The sequence below is a fragment of the Nonomuraea sp. NPDC049378 genome, from assembly GCF_055586745.1.
On sequence record NZ_JBVJHP010000001.1, the window covers coordinates 903,938 to 920,526 of the forward strand.

16 protein-coding genes are annotated in these 16,589 nt (G+C 72.6%); 9 read left to right on the plus strand and 7 right to left on the minus strand.

All coding sequences use genetic code 11. The annotated features are described in order from the left end of the window. Nucleotides 1-12: 12 nt before the first annotated feature. A complete protein-coding gene (locus ACZ6SA_RS04100; RefSeq protein ID WP_465826529.1) occupies nt 13-858 on the minus strand; it encodes an SDR family oxidoreductase in 846 nt (281 codons plus the stop codon). Between the two features lie 46 nt (nt 859-904). Here ACZ6SA_RS04100 and ACZ6SA_RS04105 point away from each other — a divergent pair, with 46 nt between their 5' ends. Genes ACZ6SA_RS04105 through ACZ6SA_RS04120 form a run of 4 tightly spaced genes read left to right on the plus strand, consistent with a single transcriptional unit; the run spans nt 905 to nt 4,167 of the window. Beyond that, the gene (locus ACZ6SA_RS04105; RefSeq protein WP_465826530.1) at nt 905-1,633 is read left to right on the plus strand and encodes an enoyl-CoA hydratase family protein; all 729 of its coding nucleotides are present in this window, start codon (nt 905-907) and stop codon (nt 1,631-1,633) included. Continuing rightward, complete coding sequence (locus tag ACZ6SA_RS04110) at nt 1,630-2,430, plus strand: CoA transferase subunit A (RefSeq protein ID WP_465826532.1); 801 nt, start codon at nt 1,630-1,632, stop codon at nt 2,428-2,430. The genes ACZ6SA_RS04105 and ACZ6SA_RS04110 overlap by 4 nt, the downstream gene beginning before the upstream one ends. Beyond that, nucleotides 2,420-3,142 carry a CoA-transferase subunit beta gene (locus ACZ6SA_RS04115; RefSeq protein WP_465826534.1) on the plus strand — a complete coding sequence of 241 codons (723 nt, stop codon included), beginning with the start codon at nt 2,420-2,422 and terminating at the stop codon, nt 3,140-3,142. Before ACZ6SA_RS04110 ends, ACZ6SA_RS04115 begins: the two co-directional genes overlap by 11 nt. Continuing rightward, on the plus strand, nt 3,139-4,167 hold the full coding sequence (locus tag ACZ6SA_RS04120) for an NAD(P)H-dependent flavin oxidoreductase (protein WP_465826536.1): 1,029 nt from the start codon (nt 3,139-3,141) through the stop codon (nt 4,165-4,167). The genes ACZ6SA_RS04115 and ACZ6SA_RS04120 overlap by 4 nt, the downstream gene beginning before the upstream one ends. Before the next feature lie 91 nt (nt 4,168-4,258). On the opposite strand, the gene ACZ6SA_RS04125 is transcribed toward ACZ6SA_RS04120, so the two are convergent. From ACZ6SA_RS04125 to ACZ6SA_RS04135, 3 genes are read right to left on the minus strand one after another with little or no spacing between them, the layout of a single operon-like run. Continuing rightward, entirely contained in the window at nt 4,259-4,930 is a 672-nt protein-coding gene (locus tag ACZ6SA_RS04125; RefSeq protein WP_465826537.1) for a pentapeptide repeat-containing protein, read from the minus strand. Nucleotides 4,931-4,934: 4 nt separating this feature from the next. After that, nucleotides 4,935-6,461: a glycoside hydrolase family 3 protein gene (locus ACZ6SA_RS04130; RefSeq protein ID WP_465826538.1), complete on the minus strand. Its 1,527-nt coding sequence runs from the start codon at nt 6,459-6,461 to the stop codon at nt 4,935-4,937. A 52-nt stretch (nt 6,462-6,513) separates the two neighbouring features. Beyond that, nucleotides 6,514-7,683: an acetyl-CoA C-acetyltransferase gene (locus ACZ6SA_RS04135; RefSeq protein ID WP_465826540.1), complete on the minus strand. Its 1,170-nt coding sequence runs from the start codon at nt 7,681-7,683 to the stop codon at nt 6,514-6,516. Nucleotides 7,684-7,780: 97 nt separating this feature from the next. Between ACZ6SA_RS04135 and ACZ6SA_RS04140 the strand changes: the two genes are divergently transcribed. Together ACZ6SA_RS04140 and ACZ6SA_RS04145 are read left to right on the plus strand one after the other, a co-directional pair. Then, nucleotides 7,781-8,449 (plus strand): TetR/AcrR family transcriptional regulator, encoded by a 669-nt coding sequence (locus ACZ6SA_RS04140; RefSeq protein ID WP_347641500.1) that lies wholly within the window; start codon nt 7,781-7,783, stop codon nt 8,447-8,449. Further along, nucleotides 8,446-9,129 carry a DNA alkylation repair protein gene (locus ACZ6SA_RS04145; protein ID WP_465826541.1) on the plus strand — a complete coding sequence of 228 codons (684 nt, stop codon included), beginning with the start codon at nt 8,446-8,448 and terminating at the stop codon, nt 9,127-9,129. The genes ACZ6SA_RS04140 and ACZ6SA_RS04145 overlap by 4 nt, the downstream gene beginning before the upstream one ends. Here ACZ6SA_RS04145 and ACZ6SA_RS04150 read toward each other — a convergent pair. Beyond that, complete coding sequence (locus ACZ6SA_RS04150; protein ID WP_465826542.1) at nt 9,119-9,958, minus strand: helix-turn-helix domain-containing protein; 840 nt, start codon at nt 9,956-9,958, stop codon at nt 9,119-9,121. The two genes, ACZ6SA_RS04145 and ACZ6SA_RS04150, sit on opposite strands and share 11 nt — an antisense overlap. Nucleotides 9,959-10,061: 103 nt before the next feature. On the opposite strand from ACZ6SA_RS04150, the gene ACZ6SA_RS04155 reads away from it, so the two are divergent. Beyond that, on the plus strand, nt 10,062-10,769 hold the full coding sequence (locus ACZ6SA_RS04155) for an SDR family NAD(P)-dependent oxidoreductase (protein WP_465826544.1): 708 nt from the start codon (nt 10,062-10,064) through the stop codon (nt 10,767-10,769). A 1-nt stretch (nt 10,770) separates the two neighbouring features. Here the strand turns inward: ACZ6SA_RS04155 and ACZ6SA_RS04160 are convergent, their stop codons facing one another. Continuing rightward, nucleotides 10,771-11,634, minus strand: a complete 864-nt coding sequence (locus tag ACZ6SA_RS04160; protein WP_465826545.1) for a LysR family transcriptional regulator — start codon at nt 11,632-11,634, stop codon at nt 10,771-10,773. 61 nt (nt 11,635-11,695) lie between these two features. Between ACZ6SA_RS04160 and metE the strand changes: the two genes are divergently transcribed. Both metE and ACZ6SA_RS04170 read left to right on the plus strand, forming a co-directional pair. Then, nucleotides 11,696-13,837 (plus strand): 5-methyltetrahydropteroyltriglutamate--homocysteine S-methyltransferase, encoded by a 2,142-nt coding sequence (metE, locus tag ACZ6SA_RS04165; protein ID WP_465826546.1) that lies wholly within the window; start codon nt 11,696-11,698, stop codon nt 13,835-13,837. Nucleotides 13,838-14,016: 179 nt separating this feature from the next. After that, entirely contained in the window at nt 14,017-15,636 is a 1,620-nt protein-coding gene (locus ACZ6SA_RS04170) for an RICIN domain-containing protein (RefSeq protein ID WP_465826548.1), read from the plus strand. 54 nt (nt 15,637-15,690) lie between these two features. Here ACZ6SA_RS04170 and ACZ6SA_RS04175 read toward each other — a convergent pair whose 3' ends face one another. Continuing rightward, entirely contained in the window at nt 15,691-16,557 is an 867-nt protein-coding gene (locus tag ACZ6SA_RS04175) for a carbohydrate ABC transporter permease (protein ID WP_347641494.1), read from the minus strand. Nucleotides 16,558-16,589: the final 32 nt, after the last annotated feature.

Consider the following 16,589-nt stretch of genomic DNA (forward strand, 5'->3'; position numbering starts at 1 on the left):
CCGCCGGTGGGCTCAGCGGGAACTCGCGGTCAGGTGGCGCCAGGCCGGGGTCTCGCCGCCGCCGTCCACCCGCACCTCGGCGCCGGTCACGTAGCCGGGCGCCGCCAGCCACAGGCACACCCGGGCCACGTCGCCGGGCGCCGCCATCCGGCCCGCCGGGATGGTCGCCCCGATCCGTCCGGCGCCCGTCTCATCGGGCCCCGGCGCGCCGGCGATCAGCGGAACCGTGCCCGCCGGCCCGCCCTCCCGCACCGGGACATGGCCGTCGGTCGCCGGGCCGCACTGGCGGGGGGCGTAGTGAGGGGTGGCGCCGGTCGTGGCGGCCAGGCCGACGACGATCGTGTTGACCCGTACGCGTGGCGCCCACTCGGCGGCCAGGCAGCGGGCCAGGTGGTGCAGGCCCGCCTTGGCGGCGCCGTACGCGGCGGTGCCGGGCGAGGGGCGGCTGCCGCTGACGCTGCCGATCATCACGATCGCGCCGCACGAGGCGGCGAGCAGCGGGTACGCGCGCTGCGACACGAGCAGCGGGGCCGTCAGGTTGAGCTCGATGACGCGGGCGTGCAGGCGCGGCGAGGTGCCGTCCACCGGCGCGTTCGGCGACCCGCCCGCGTTGTTGACCACCACGTCGAGCCGGTCGAAGCCGGAGACGAGCCGGTCGACGTCCTCGGGGTCGCGCACGTCGGCCTGGACGAACCGGATCTCACGGGGGTGGGTGGGCGTTTCGGCGGGTGGGGTGCGGGCGCAGACGGTGACGGTGGCGCCCGCGTCGTGGAAGGCCCTGGCGATGGCGGCGCCGATGCCCCTGGTGCCGCCCGTCACCAGGACGGTCCTGCCCGTGTGGTCGTAAGTCACGGTCACGGGTGCTACCGTACCAAGCAAGCGTTAGGTGAAACAGGGAGTCGGGTTGGGGATCACGCTGCGGGCCGGGCCGGTCGCCGAGGTCGTCGTGGACGTGCCGCCGGTGAACGCGCTGGCCGTACGGGCCTGGGAGGAACTGGCCGAGGCCGTACGGACGGCCGGCCGCGATCCGGGCACCAGAGTGGTCGTGCTGCGTGCGGAGGGGCGCGGGTTCAACGCCGGAGTCGACATCAAGGAGCTGCGGGACGCCGACGGGCACGCGCGGCTGGTCGCGGTCAACCGGGCGTGTCATGCGGCGTTCGCGGCGGTCTACGCGTGCGCGGTGCCGGTGGTCGCAGCCGTCCACGGGCACTGCCTGGGCGGCGGCGTCGGGCTGGCGGGCAACGCCGACGTGGTGGTGGCGAGCGACGACGCCTACTTCGGGCTGCCCGAGGTCGACCGGGGCGCGCTGGGCGCGGCCACGCACCTCGCCAGGCTCGTGCCGCCGCACCTGATGCGGGCCATGGTCTACACGTGCAGGAACGCCACGGCGGCCGAGCTGCACGCGTTCGGCTCGGTGCTGGAGGTGGTGCCGCGCGACCGGCTGCGCGAGGCGGCGGCCCAGGTGGCGGAACAGATCGCCGCGAAGGACCCGTACGTCATCCGCTGCGCCAAGGAGTCGCTCAACGGCATCGACCCGGTGGACGTCAACCGCAGCTACCGCTTCGAGCAGGGCTTCACCTTCGAGCTGAACCTGATGGGCGCGGGCGAGCGGCACAGGGAGCGGTTCGCATGACGAAGGTGATGACGGCCGAGGAGGTCGCCGCTTCGGTGGAGAGCGGCATGACGGTCGGGATCGGCGGCTGGGGTTCGCGCCGCAAGCCGATGGCCCTCGTACGCGCGATCCTCCGCTCCCCCGTCCGCGACCTCACGCTCATCTCGTACGGCGGCCCCGACGTCGGCATGCTCTGCGCGGCGGGGAAGGCGCGCAGGGTCGTGGCCCCGTTCGTCACGCTCGACTCCATCCCGCTGGAGCCGCACTTCCGCCGGGCCAGGCAGACGGGGACGATCGCGTTCACCGAGTACGACGAGGGCATGTTCATGTTCGGGCTGCTGGCGGCGGCGCACCGGCTGCCGTTCCTGCCGACGCGGGCAGGGCTGGGGTCGGACGTGATGCGGGTCAACCCGGAGTTGCGGACGGTCCGGTCACCGTACGCGGACGGGGAGGAACTGGTCGCGGTCCCGGCGCTGACGATGGACGTGGCGCTGGTGCACGTGAACCGGGCGGACGCGCGGGGCAACGCGCAGTACCTGGGTCCGGATCCGTACCTCGACGACCTCTACGCCAAGGCTGCCGCGCGCTGTTACGTCTCGTGCGAGCGGGTGGTGGACGACCTCCTCAAGGAGGGCCCGCTGCAGTCGTTGCTGATCAGCCGGTCGATGGTGACGGGCGTCGTGGAGGCGCCCGGCGGGGCCGGGTTCACCTCGTGCGAGCCCGACTACGGGCGTGACGAGGCGCTCCAGCGGCGCTACGCGGAGACGCCCTGGGAGGAATGGGATGAGCGACCCCATGAGCGGCCCCATGAACGGTAGGGCTGACGTGTGCGTGGTCGCGTGCGCGGAGGCGTTCAGGGGCGACGGGGAGATCCTGGCGGCCGGGATCGGCGGGCCGGTCACGGTGCTGGCGGCGCGGCTGGCGCGGCTGACGTTCGAGCCGGGCCTGCTCACGCACGACGGCACCTGCCTGCTCACCGGCGACGTGCCCCCGCTGGGCGAGGCGCCGGAGGCGGTGGAGGGGTGGCTGCCGTTCCGCGAGCATCTGTGGCTGGTGCTGAACGGCCGCCGCCACGTCATGCTCGGGGCGAGCCAGATCGACCGGTACGGCAACACGAACATCTCCTGCATCGGCGACTGGGCCCGGCCCAAGGCGCAGTTGCTGGGCGTGCGGGGCGCGCCGGGCAACACGCGGTGCGACCCGACGAGCTACTGGATCCCCCGGCACTCTCCCCGCGTGTTCGTGCCCGAGGTGGACATGGTCAGCGGGCTCGGCACGGACCGAGGGGCGTTCGGGCTGCGGCGGGTGGTGACGAACCTGGCCGTCCTGGACTTCGGCGCCCCTGACGGCTCGATGCGGCTGGTGTCCGTGCATCCGGGGGTGAGCGTGGACGAGGTGGTGGCGGCGACCGGGTTCGCACTCGACCTTCCCCGGGACGTGCCGCGAACGCGGGAACCGTCCGAGGAGGAGCTGCTCGTCCTGGACCGGCTCGACCCCGCGCGCTCGCGCGACCGGGAGGTCGCCGCGTGAGGACCGCCCTGACCTCGCTGACCGGCTGCCGGCATCCGATCGTGCAGACCGGCATGGGGTACGTCGCCGGCGCCCGGCTGGCGGCGGCCACCTCCCAGGCGGGCGGCCTGGGCGTGATCGGGGCGGCGACCATGTCCGTGCCCGAGATGACCGCCGCGATCAGGCGGGTGAAGGAGCGCACGGACGCGCCGTTCGGGGTCAACATCCGCTCCGACGCGGGCGACGCCGCCGAGCGGGTCGGGGTGATGGTCCGCGAGGGCGTGCGGGTGGCGTCGTTCGCCATGGCGCCCAGGCGGGAGCTGATCGCCCGGCTCAAGGACGCGGGCGTGGTCACGATCCCGTCGGTCGGGGCGCTCCGGCACGCGGAGAAGGTGGCCGGGTGGGGCGCCGACGCGGTGATCGTGCAGGGAGGCGAGGGCGGCGGCCACACGGGGCCGCTCGCCACGACGCTGCTGCTGCCCCAGGTCGTGGACGCCGTGGACATCCCGGTGATCGCCGCCGGCGGCTTCTTCGACGGGCGCGGGCTGGTGGCGGCGCTGGCGTACGGCGCCTGCGGGATCGCCATGGGCACCCGGTTCCTGCTGACCAGCGACTCCCCCGTGCCGGACGAGGTCAAGAAGCTCTACCTGGCGGCGCGGGAGACCGTGGTGACCACCAGGGTGGACGGGGTTCCGCACCGGGTGTTGCGGACGCCGTTCGTGACCTCGCTGGAACGGTCGCGGCTGGTGCGGGCGGTGGTGAACGGAGCCAGGTTCCGGCGGTTGTCGGGACTGTCGTGGGCCGCGCTGATCCGCGAAGGGCGGCGGATGCGGCGGGGCAGGGAGCTGACCTGGGCCCAGGTGCTGCAGGCGGCCAACACGCCGGTGCTGCTGCGGGCGGCCATGGTGGACGGGCGGGCGGATCTCGGGGTGATGGCGTCCGGGCAGGTGGTGGGCGTCATCGGGGACCTGCCGTCATGCCGGGAGCTGATCGAGCGCGTCATGGCCGAGGCCGAGGCCGCTCTGGCCCGCCTGCCGGAGCGCTGAGCCCGCCGGCCGAGACCGCGCCATGGCCGGCCCGGCGGCGCGCTGAGCCCGCCCGGGAGGATATCCGGTGCGGGCCTCCGTCCCGGCGAGGTCAGAGGACCGTGATGCCGCGGGCGGCGAGGATGGCGTTGGCCTGCGCCTGGTTGATGACGGCGCCCGCGAACGCCCGGAGCTTGGCGTCGTCGGGCTGACCCAGGTCGGCGCCCCGCAGGTCGGCCTTCGTGAACGTGGTGTCCAGCAGGCGCGTGCCGATGAGGCGGCAGTCGCTGAGCGTGGCCTCGGTGAAGTCGCAGCCCGACAGGTCGGCGTCGTCGAAGCGGACCCCCTCGATGTGCTCGCCGCGCAGCGAGCAGCCCCCGAGGTTGGCCAGCGTCAGGTTGGAGCGGGTGACCGTGAAGCCGGTGCCGCGCGAGGCGGTCAGCGCGGCGCCGATCATGCGGCAGCCGGTGAACGACACGTCGGTGAGCAGCGCGCCGCCGAACTGGGCCGAGGACAGGTCGACGTCGGTGAACGCCACGTCGATGAGGTCGGCGTCGTTGAAGCGGGTGCGCATCCCGCCCCCGCCGGTGAAGACCGCCCCGTCGAGGTCGGCCTTGCGGAAGTCGGTCTGATCCAGCACGCACGACTCGAAGCGGGCCCCGGCCAGGGAGGCGCCCCACAGGTCGGTCTCCGTGAGGTCGCATCCGCGGAAGACGTGGCTCTCTTCGGGATCGAGCCGTTCGGACAGCACCTTGCGGGAGAGGTCCTCGCCGTCGAAGTTCACGGTCTCAGAGACTACCGGCCAGGATCTCCGCGGCGGCCTGGCCGCAGACCCGGGCGGAGCCGTACGTGGCGATGTGCACGGCTCCGAGGTCCGAGCGGGCGGGCAGGCCCATCTCGACCACCACGGCGTCCTTGCGGGCGCTCAGCAGGTGCCTCAGCGCATCCTCCTGCCACGGGTGGCGGTGCGCGTCCCTGACCACCACGACCAGCGGGCGGCCGGCCGCCGCGGCGAGCAGCCGCTCCAGTGCGGGACCGGTCGCCTCTCCCGCGGTCATGCGCGTGACCGCGGTGCCGGGCAGCAGCCCGGCCAGCGGCTCGCCCACGCCCCAGGGGGTGTGCCGGTCGATGGCCAGGTTCATCTCCGGCGCCAGCTCCACCACGTGCGGGGCCGCGGCCAGCGGCAGCTCCGGCTCGGTGGAGCGGCGCACGACCCTGACGGCCCGCCGGGCCGCCACCAGCCCGGCGCCGCCGTCGTTCGCGGCGTGGGCGTGCGCGCCGGATCCCGCGCCGCCCTCGCCCCCGGCCCTCGCCGGGCTGCCCGAGGACGCGGTCCATGCCGCCAGCTCGCGGACCCTGCGAGCGGCGTCGGCCAGCCGGTCCTCGGGCAGCAGTCCCTGGGTCACCGCGGCGGCGATCGCGTCTCGGATCCCCGTGGCGGTGGCCTCGTCGGCGTGCTCGCCGCCGACGCAGATCGCGTCGGCCCCGGCGGCGATGGCCCGGACCGACGCGCCGCCGATCCCGTACGCCGCCGTCACCGCGGCCATCTCGATGGCGTCCGTGATGATCATCCCTTGGAACCCCAGCTCCTCGCGCAGCAGCCCGGTGAGCACCTTGGGGCTGAGCGTGGCGGGCAGTTCGCCGTCGTACGAGGGCACGAGGAGGTGGCCCGTCATGACCGCCCTGACGCCCTCCCTGACGGCGTCGGCGAACGGCAGCAGCGCGTCCTCGACGCCGTCCGCGGCCATCTCGGGCACGCCGTGGTGGGAGTCGACCGTGGTGTCCCCGTGGCCGGGGAAGTGTTTGACGCAGGCGGCCACTCCGGCGGACTGCAGGCCGCGGACGAACGCCCTGGCATGCCGGGAGACCAGCGCGGGGTCGGCGCCGAAGGAGCGCAGGCCGATGACCGGGTTGTCCGGGTTGGAGTTCACGTCGGCGGAGGGGGCGAAGTCGATCGAGATGCCCGCGCGGGCCAGGTCGGCGCCGACGTCCGCGGCCAGGGTCTCGGTCATGGCCACGTCGTCGACCACGCCGAGCGCGTACGCTCCGGGGCGGCTGCTGCCGGTGGCCGCCTCCAGCCGGGTGACCTCGCCTGACTCCTCGTCGACGCCGACGAGCACCGCGGGGTTCTCCGCGCGCAGGGCGGCGGTCAGCCGGGCCACCTGGGCAGGATCGGCGATGTTGCGCGAGAACAGCGCAACCCCGGCCAGCCCCTCGCCGAGCCGGCGGCGGAGCCAGTCGGGTGGCTCGTGTCCGGTGAAACCGGGGAACAGGACGGCGTCGGCAAGGCGCAGCAGGTCACCGCTCATGGGCATGACCCGCAATCTAATAGGAAAGTTTCCTATTTGCTAGTGGCATTTTCTGACGTCAGGCCGCCCCCGCGCCGGCGAGCCGTTCGATGACGGTGACATTCGCCTGACCTCCACCCTCGCACATGACCTGCAGGCCGTACGTGCCGCCCGTGCGCTCCAGCTCGTGCAGCAGCCGCACTGCCAGGACCGCGCCGGTCGCCCCGAGCGGATGGCCGAGCGCGATCGCGCCGCCGTTGGGGTTGACCCTGGCGGGGTCGGCGCCGGTCTCCTTCATCCAGGCCAGCACGACGGAGGCGAACGCCTCGTTCACCTCGATCGCCGCGAAGTCGCCGATGGACATGCCGGTCACGCGGAGGGCGTGGGCGGTGGCGGGAATGGGAGCGGAGAGCATCATGATCGGGTCGGCGCCGCGGGCCGACAGGTGGCGCACGCGGGCGCGCGGGGTCAGGCCGTGCTCGCGTACGGCTCTGGGCGAGGCGACGAGCAGGGCGGCGGCGCCGTCGGAGATCTGGGAGGCCAGGGCCGCCGTGAGCCTGCCGCCCTCGGTCAGAGGCTTGAGCCCGGCCATCTTCTCGGGCGAGGTGTCCGCGCGCGGGCCCTCGTCCGCCGTGACGCCCTCGAAGGCGGCGATCTCGCGCCGGAAGCGACCGGCCTCGATGGCGTGCAGGGCCCGCCGGTGCGACGTGTACGCGTACCGCTCCATCTCCTCGCGGGTGATCTCCCAGCGGGCGGCGATCTGCTCGGCTCCGGCGAACTGCGAGACCTCCCGCGTGCCGTACCGCTCGGCCCAGCCCTTGGAGCCCGCGAAGGGGGTCTCGTGCCCGAGCGGCCGGCCCGCGAGCATCGCGGCCGAGATGGGGACCATGCTCATGTTCTGCACGCCGCCGGCCACCACCAGGTCGTTCGTGCCGGAGAGCACGGCCTGTGCGGCGAAGTGCAGCGCCTGCTGGGAGGAGCCGCACTGGCGGTCTATCGTGACGCCCGGCACCTCCTCGGGCAGGCCGGCGGCCAGCCAGCAGGTGCGGGCGACGTCGCCGGCCTGGGGGCCGATGGTGTCGACGCAGCCGAAGATCACGTCGTCGACCGCCGAGGGGTCGGCGCCGGTGCGGCGCATCAGCTCCTTGAGCACGTGGGCGCCGAGGTCGGCGGGGTGCGCTCCGGCCAGTCCGCCGTTCCTGCGCCCGACGGGGGTGCGGACGGCTCCGACGATGTAGGCCTCGCTCATCATCGCATCGTAGCAAGCGCTTGGTCGCACGCGGAATGCCGCATGAACTGGGCACGTTGGGTGAACAAGCGATTGTCTGAGGCTCCATAATGGGAACGTGACCACGCGAAAGAACTCCGGCACCGCGACCACCCCGGCCAAGCGCCAGCGCACGACCTCGTCAGGGTCGGCGTCAGAGCGGCGCGACCACCTCGTCAAGCTCGCCGCGGAGCTCTTCGCGCGCAAGGGCTTCCAGGCCACGACCGTCCGCGAGATCGCCGACGAGGCCGGCATCCTCTCCGGAAGTCTCTACCACCACTTCGACTCCAAGGAGACGATCGTCGACGAGGTGCTCTCCACCTTCCTCGACGACCTCATCGCCCGCTACCGCGCCGCCCTCGAGTCCGGAGGCGACGCGCGCACCGTGCTGTCGGAGATGGTCCGCATCGGCTTCGGCACGCTCGAGCCCCACCGCGCCGCGATCACCGTCATGCAGAACGACTGGAACTATCTGCGCCAGTTCCCCCGGTTCAACTACCTCGTCAAGGCCGAGGACGAGGTCGAGCAGATGTGGGTGGCGCAGATCAAGGCCGGCCAGGCGGCCGGCCTGTTCCGGCCCGACGTCGACCCCAAGCTGACCTACCGCATGATCCGCGACACCATCTGGGTCGCGGTCCGCTGGTTCCGCCCGGGCGGCAGGCTCAACACCAGCGGCCTGGCCGAGCACTACATCACCGTGCTGTTCGACGGGATCGCCACGGGCGAGCGCACCACCCACGGGAAATGAGCCTCGGCAAGGCGGTGCGGCTGGCACTGCAGGAGGTCGCCGAGCCGGCCAAGGCCGAGGCGATGCGCGCGTACATGAAGTCCGCGCTGCCGTTCCTCGGCGTCCAGGCCGTGGCCAGGCGGGCGGCGCTGCGGCGGGTGTTCGCCGGGCACCGGCTGGAGACCGCGCCCGAGTGGCGGCGGGCGGTGCTGGCGTTGTGGCGGGAGGCCGAATACCGCGAGGAGCGCTACGCCGCCGTCGAGCTGTCCGGCCACCACTACTACCGCGAGTTCCAGACCCTCTACACCGTGCCGATGTACGAAGAGATGATCGTCACCGGCGCCTGGTGGGATCTGGTCGACGAGCTGGCCACCCACCGCGTCGGCGGGCTGCTGGCCGCGTTCCCCGACACCATGCGGCCGCTCATGCTGGAGTGGGCGCACGACGCCGACCTGTGGAAGCGCCGCACCGCGATCCTCTGCCAGAACCGCTTCAGGGCGCGCACCGACACGGCCCTGCTCTACGCGTGCATCGAGCCCAGCCTGTCCGACAACGACTTCTTCGCGCGCAAGGCCATCGGATGGGCGTTACGCGAATACGCCAAGACCAGCCCCGCCGAGGTCGTACACTACGTCAACGCCAAGGGCATCTCGGGTCTGAGCCGCCGCGAGGCGCTGAAGAACCTGCCCGCTAGCCCATGAGCGTCTGGGTGCCGAGGACGGCCAGCAGCGCGAGGCGTTCGGCGTCGTCGGTGCCTGGCTCCGCGGTGTAGACCATGATGCGCAGGTCGCTGCCCGCCACGCTGAGCACGTCGCAGTCGAGCGTCAAGGCGCCCACCTGCGGATGATCGATCGTCTTGCGCGCCGCCTCGTGCCGGCCGACGATGCCGGAGTCCCACAGCTCGGCGAACCGGTCGCTGCTCGCGCGCAACCGCGCGACGAGGCGGCGCACCTGCTGGTCGGCGGGATAGCGCCCGGCGGTGGCGCGCAGGTCGGCGACCAGCGCGGCCTCGAACGCGCGCCGCGCCTCGGGCGTGTGGCGCACCCGGCCGCCGGGCCCGGCGAAGTTGCGCCACACGCCGTTGCGTTCGTCGCCCCGCCATCCGGACGGATCACCCATCAGCGCCGCGTAGATCGGGTTGGCCAGGAGCAGCGTCCAGGCCGCGTCGTAGACCCCGACGGGCGTGCCGGCCAGCCTGTCCAGCAGCCGCTGCACGCTCGGGGTGATGAACCCGGGCACCATCTCCGGCCCCGGCGGCTCGAGCCCGGCCATCCGGAACAGGTAGGCGCGCTCGTCGGCCGACAACCGCAGCGCCCGCGCCAGCGCCTCGACGACCTGCGCCGACGGGTTGGCGGCCCGGCCCTGTTCGAGGCGGGTGATGTAGTCGGCGGAGATCCCGGCCAGCAGGGCGAGCTCCTCCCGGCGCAGCCCGGCCGCGCGCCGCTGCCCGGAGGCCGGCAGCCCGACGGTCGCGGGCGAGACCCGGTCGCGCCAGCGCCGCACCGCCTGCCCGAACTCCGTCGCCGTCATGCCACCAGTCTGCCCCCAGCACCGGGGCGCCCGCCTGGTACTGGCGGTCCCAGGAAGACCGGACGGCTGGCCGCCCGCGCCGCCCCGCCAGAGGCTTGAGGGCATGACGACAACACTGATCACCGGAGCGAACAAGGGGCTGGGCTTCGAGACCGCCCGCCGCCTCATCGAAGCAGGTCACACCGTGTACGTGGGCAGCAGGGACGCCGAACGCGGGCGCCGCGCGGCCGAGCGGCTGGGCGCCCGGTACGTCCAGCTCGACGCCACCGATGACGACTCGGTCGCGGCCGCGGCCAAGACCGTCGAGGCCGGCGGCGGGATCGACGTGCTGGTGAACAACGCAGGCATCGAGGAGCGCACCCCTGACGGCGGCGTCATCGGCCCCGCGGACGTGACCGCCGACATCATGCGCACGACGTTCGAGACCAACGTCGTCGGCCTCGTGCGCGTCACCCGTGCCTTCCTGCCGCTGCTGCGGCGCTCGGCGGCCCCGGTCATCGTCAACGTCAGCAGCGGCCTGGCGTCGCTGACCAGGGTCACCACTCCGGACACGCCGACGCACGCCTACCCGGGGGTCGCCTACCCCGCCTCGAAGTCCGCGGTCAACATGATCACCGTGCAGTACGCGAAGGCGTTCCCCGGCATGCGGATCAACGCGGTGGAGCCCGGCTACACCGCGACGGACCTCAACAGGCACATGGGCACGCAGACCGTGGAGGAGGGGGCCGAGATCATCGTACGGATGGCGCAGGTGGGCCCCGGCGGCCCGACCGGGGGCTACTTCGACGTCTCGGGCACGCTCCCGTGGTAGCTCACCTGGTCCACAGGGCGTCCTGAACGGCCTGCACCAGGGCCATCAGCTCCGGCGTGACGTGCTCCTTCGACCAGGCCAGGGCGTAGGTGATGCGCAGGTCGCCCGCGTCGAGCGGCACGAAGCGCACGTCGTCCCGCTTGATGGTCCTGGCCAGGAGCTGCGGGATCGGCAGCAGCCCGGCGCCCGCCGCCACCAGGTCGAGCGCGGCGGCGAAGTCGTCGTCGGCCACCATGCGCGCGCGGCCGGGCAACCCTGACCACGGCCGGCTGAACGGCGTGAGCAGCACCTGGCCGCCCAGCTCCGCCGGGGCGACTTTGGCCGAGGGCGCCAGCCGGTGGCTCACGGGGACGGCCAGGTGGTCGACGGTGACGTGGAACCGGGCGGCCGTGACGAACCGCGCGGGAGCGGGGGTGGCGAGGATCGCCGCGGAGATCTCGCCGCTCGCCAGCGCCTGCGCCGCCGCGCCCCGCCCGGCGGGCCGGAGCTCCACGCCGAGTGACGGGGTGCGGCTCGCGAGCCGCCTGGCGATCCGCGCGGCGAGAGTGCCGACGAGCGGTGGATAAGCGAGGTGAATGGTCGGCCGGGCAAGCCGCGCGGCCTCATCGGTGAACGCCCGGGCCGACTCGATCACCTGCCGCGCGTGCGCGAGCAGCGCCTTGCCCTCCGCCGTGAGCCGCACCTCGCGGGCCGTGCGCTGGAAGAGCTGGATGCCGGTGGCGCGTTCGAGTCGGGTGATGGCCTGGCTCATGGCGGGCTGCGACATCCCCAGGTCGGCGGCGGCCCTGGAGAAGCTGAGCCGTTCCGCCACCCTGGTGAAGCAGTGGATCTCCCTGAGCATAAGCAGCACCAATACATAGTGCATGACTCACGGGGTACTCGGCAGGATCGCAGCGATCTGATCCACGTCCTAGGGAGCCTGCGAGATGTCCCCATTTCCCACGTCCACGGTGCTCGGCTACCCGCGGATCGGCCCGCGCAGAGAGCTGAAGCGGGCGCTGGAGTCCTACTGGGACGGGCGCGCCACCCGCGACGAGCTGGACCGGTCGGGCGCGCGGATCCGCGAGCGGACCTGGCGCAGGCTGGCCGAGCTGGGGCTGGAGGGGCTGCCGAGCAACACCTTCTCGATGTACGACCAGATGCTGGACACGGCCGTGCTGCTGGGCGCGGTGCCGGCGCGCTACCGCGACGCGGACGACCCCTATTTCGCGATGGCCAGAGGCACCGACGAGGTCGCGCCGCTGCGGATGACGAAGTGGTTCGACACGAACTACCACTACATCGTGCCGGAGATCGGCCCCGACACGGTGTTCAAGCTCGACGCGGCCAAGCCGCTGTCCGAGGTGCGGGAGGCGCGGGCGCTCGGGTACGAGACGCGGCCCGTGGTGGTGGGGCCGGTGACGTTCCTGCTGCTGGCCTCGGCCCTCGATCGGCTCGACGAGGTGCTCGGCTGCTACGAGGAGCTGCTGGCCGCGCTCGCCGCGGAGGGCGTCGCATGGGTGCAGCTCGACGAGCCGGCGCTGGTGGCCGACCGGACGCCGGAGGAGCTGGCCGCCGTACGGACCGCGTACGAGCGGCTGGGGGCCGCCGCCGCGCGGCCGGGGTTGTTCGTGGCCACGTACTTCGGCCCGGCGGGAGAGGCGCTGCCGGTGCTGGCCGGCACGCCGGTGGAGGCCATCGGCGTCGACCTGGTCAGGGGCGGCGTGCCGGAGATCGACCTGCCGGGCAAGACCGTGGTCGCGGGCGTCGTGTCCGGGCGCGACGTGTGGCGCACCTCGCCCGAGCGGGCGCTGGCGGCGCTGGCCGCCGTGCGCGCCGGGCGGGTGACGGTGAGCACCTCGTGCTCGCTGCTGCACGTGCCGTACGACGTGGCGGCCGAGCCCGGGCTGGATCCGGCGTTGAAGGAGCGGCTGGCGTTCGCCGAGCAGAAGGTCGCTGAGGTGGTGGCGCTCTCCTGCTCGCCCTTCCACGGCGCCGCCCCCGCCGGGCCTTCCGTGGCGCTGCCCGCGCCCGTGGCGGCGGAGGGGCGCGGCCCGTACGCGGAGCGCGCGGCGGCCCAGGCCGAGCACCTGCGGCTGCCCCCGCTGCCGACCACCACGATCGGGTCGTTCCCGCAGACCGGCGAGCTCCGCGCGGCCAGGGCGGAGGTCGCGGCGGGCACGCTGCCGCAGGAGGACTACGAGCGGCGGGTCGAGGCCGAGATCGAGCGGGTCATCCGGCTGCAGGAGCGGCTCGGCCTCGACGTCCTCGTGCACGGCGAGCCCGAGCGCAACGACATGGTGCAGTATTTCGCCGAGCACCTCGACGGCTTCGCCGTCACCGCCAACGGCTGGGTCCAGTCGTACGGGTCGCGCTGCACCAGGCCGCCCATCCTGCACGGCGACGTCAGCCGTCCTTCGCCGATCACCGTCCGGTGGGCCGCTTACGCGCAGTCGCTCACGGACAAGCCGGTGAAGGGCATGCTCACCGGGCCCGTCACCATCGTGGCCTGGTCGTTCGTCCGCGACGACCTGCCGCTGCGCGACGTGGTGTTCCAGGTTGCCGACGCGGTGCGCGAGGAGGTGAGCGACCTGGAGGCGACCGGGGTGAAGATCATCCAGGTGGACGAGCCGGCGCTGCGCGAGCTGCTGCCGCTGCGGCGGGCCGCGCAGGCCGACTACCTGGAGTGGGCGGTGGCGGCGTACCGGAGGGCCACGTCGGGGGCGAGCGACCGCACGCAGATCCACACGCACCTGTGCTATTCGGACGCCGATCAGATCCTGGCCGCCATCGACGGCCTGGACGCAGACGTGACCACCATCGAGTCGGCCCGGTCGGGAGGCAGGCTCCTGGGGGCGGTGGAGGCGTTCGGGCGCGGGCTCGGGCCGGGCGTCTACGACATCCACTCGCCGCGCGTGCCGGGCGCGGCGGAGGTCGAGGAGCTGCTGCGCAGGACGCTGGCGGTGCTGCCCGCCGAGCGGGTGTGGGTCAACCCGGACTGCGGGCTGAAGACGCGGACGTACGAGCAGGTGGAGGCGTCCCTGGCGAACGTGGTCACGGCCGCCCGCGAACTGCGCGCCGAGTTGTGAGGCTCAGGCGTCGACGTCAGGGCCGGGCAGCCCGCCAGAGCGCGCCAGCTCCTCGGATGAACGTTTCAGCGGGTTCGGGCAGGCAGGCGGGCCTGACGGTACCTGCTCGCTTGACTTAGGCTCCGTCACTCGCTGATCTGATCCCAGGAAAGCGCTTTCCTTCAGGATGGGAGCAGACAGTGAGATCCTTACCTCAGGCCACCGGACGAGGTTGGCGGCGCCTGCTCGCCGTCCTGGCGGCGGCGTTCCTCGCCCTGGCCGGCGCCGTCATCGCTCAGCCGCCGCCCGCCGTCGCGGCGAGCGTCGACACCAGCGCCTGGTACGTGCTGGTCAACCGGCACAGCGGCAAGGCCCTCGACCTGTACGACTTCGCGACCAACGACGGCGCGCCGATCGTGCAGTGGGCCCGCAACGACGGCAACCAGCAGCAGTGGCAGTTCGTCAGCTCCGGCGACGGCTACTACCGGCTCAAGTCGCGCCACAGCGGCAAGGTGCTGGACGTCTACGAGTGGTCGACCGAGGGCGGCGCGCAGATCGTCCAGTGGGCCGACCTGAACGCCGCCAACCAGCAGTTCCGCCTGGCCGACTCCGACGGCGGCCACGTCCGGCTGATCAACCGCAACAGCGGCAAGGCGCTGGAGGTGTGGGAGTGGGGCACCGGTGACGGCGCCAGGATCTCCCAGTGGGACGACCTCGGCGGCGCCAACCAGCAATGGCAGCTCGTCAAGATGGGCGGCGGCGGGTCCGGCGACTGCGGCAGCGGGTCGTTCGACGCCGAGGCCGTCCTCAGCAACGGCACCTGGACGGCCAGGAACGGCGGCACCACGCTCTACACCGGCGCCAGCATGATCGAGGCCATGCGCCGCGCCGTCGGCAGCCTCACCTCAGGGCGCACCTCCAAGCAGAAGGTGATCGTCCGCGGCTCCGGCTCCATGAACGCCAACCAGTCGCTCGACCTGCCCAGCTACACCATCCTGGAGGTGTGCGGCACGATCAACGTGTCCGGCACGATCAGCGCCAACAACGCGGCCGTACGCGCCCAGAACGTCACCGACGTCGAGGTCACCCACCTCAACGTGACCGGCAACCCCTACTTCGGGGTGTTCGTCCGCAACGGCACCAACATCACGCTCGGCCGGCTCGACCTGCGGCTCGGGTCGGCCGGGCTCGGCGTCCGCATCGACAACCACGCCAACAGGAACGTCCGCACCCGCAACGTGCGCATCGACAGCGTGTACGCCTCCGGCGGCAGCAGCCACGGCGTCGAGACGTACGGCGTGGACGGCATCACCATCGGCACCGTCACGGCCAGGAACACCGGCGAGTCCGGCCTGCTGTTCAACGACACGATCAACGCCACGGTCGGCACCGTCGACGCCCAGGGCGCCGGCACCGGCACCGGATACGCGGCCTTCCGCATGGCCAACCGCAACGGCCGCATCGGCAGCGGCTACCCGACCAACGTCCGGGTCGGCACCGTCATCGCCAGGGGCGGCGGACGCGGCGTCTTCTGCGTCTCGGAGAGCGGCGGCGCCGTCATCGACCGCGTGGACATCTCCGGCACCGGCAGCAACTCGATCCTGATCGAGAACTGCTACAACGTCACCATCGCCGCCCAGAGCGGCACCGTGAACGGCTCCGACATCCGCATCGCCGCCCGCAGCGAGTTCCCCGTGACGTCGGACATCACGCTGCAGAACCTGACGCTGACCAACTCCGCCATCAACGAGAACCCGTGCGGGAACAACATCGTCATCCGCGACATCGAGCTGGTGAACTCCCGGATCAACCGCTGCTGACGCGCTCGGGCGGGGCCGCGTCCGTACGCGGCCCCGCCTGCGTCACTGCCGGCGTCACTTGAGCGCCCCCGCGGTCAGGCCGGACTGGATCTGCCGCTGGAAGACCGTGTAGACGACCAGCATGGGCAGGATGGCCAGGGTGAGCGCGGCGAACAGGGCCGCCCAGTCCGCGTCGTATCCGGCGGCGGTGGAGATGTCCGCGATGCCCTGGGTGAGCACCCACTTCTCGCGGTCCTGGAGCAGGATCAGCGGGATCTGGTACTGGTTCCACTGGCCCAGGATGTTGAAGATCGTGATGCTGATGATGCCGGGTTTGGCCATCGGCAACATGATCTGGAAGAAGATCCTGGTGTGCGACGCGCCGTCCACCATCGCGGCCTCCGCGACCGCCGTCGGCAGCGTGCGGAAGAAGGCGGACAGGAAGAAGACGGTGAACGGCATGGAGTAGGCGATGTAGACCAGCACCGCGCCCGCGTACGTGTTCAGGCCGATGAACGGCCCGACCACCGGCACGTTGCCCATGTTCTGCACCACGAAGAACAGCGGGGTCAGCGCCAGGAAGAACGGGAAGGCCAGTCCCGAGACGAACAACATGTAGATCGCCCGGTTGCCGCGGAAGGGATAGCGCGCCAGCACGTACGCCGCCATCGAGCCGACCAGCATCGTGCCGAACGTGCTGAACGACACGACGACGAGGCTGTTGAGCATGTACTGGCCGATGCGCGCCTGCTCCCAGGCCCTGGCGAAGTTGTCCCACTGCAGCGTGGCCGGCAGCGACCAGGCGTCGCCGAAGATCTCGTCCTCGCTCTTGACCGAGGCCAGGAAGGTCCAGATGATCGGCACCGTCACGAGGAGGGTCCAGATGCCCAGCGCCGCGTGCGTCAACACGCCCATCGGCCCCAGCCGCCGTCTCCGCTCCACGCGGAGGGCGCTCCTCGAATGCGTCCCTGTGG

Coding starts and splice junctions, on each gene's coding strand:
- ACZ6SA_RS04145 (WP_465826541.1), top strand. CDS start 8,446: ATGAGCCTCGGCAAGGCGGTGCGGCTGGCACTGCAGGAGGTCGCCGAG.
- metE (WP_465826546.1), top strand. CDS start 11,696: ATGTCCCCATTTCCCACGTCCACGGTGCTCGGCTACCCGCGGATCGGC.
- ACZ6SA_RS04160 (WP_465826545.1), bottom strand. CDS start 11,634: ATGCACTATGTATTGGTGCTGCTTATGCTCAGGGAGATCCACTGCTTC.
- ACZ6SA_RS04135 (WP_465826540.1), bottom strand. CDS start 7,683: ATGAGCGAGGCCTACATCGTCGGAGCCGTCCGCACCCCCGTCGGGCGC.
- ACZ6SA_RS04150 (WP_465826542.1), bottom strand. CDS start 9,958: ATGACGGCGACGGAGTTCGGGCAGGCGGTGCGGCGCTGGCGCGACCGG.
- ACZ6SA_RS04110 (WP_465826532.1), top strand. CDS start 1,630: ATGACGAAGGTGATGACGGCCGAGGAGGTCGCCGCTTCGGTGGAGAGC.
- ACZ6SA_RS04130 (WP_465826538.1), bottom strand. CDS start 6,461: ATGCCCATGAGCGGTGACCTGCTGCGCCTTGCCGACGCCGTCCTGTTC.
- ACZ6SA_RS04115 (WP_465826534.1), top strand. CDS start 2,420: ATGAACGGTAGGGCTGACGTGTGCGTGGTCGCGTGCGCGGAGGCGTTC.
- ACZ6SA_RS04155 (WP_465826544.1), top strand. CDS start 10,062: ATGACGACAACACTGATCACCGGAGCGAACAAGGGGCTGGGCTTCGAG.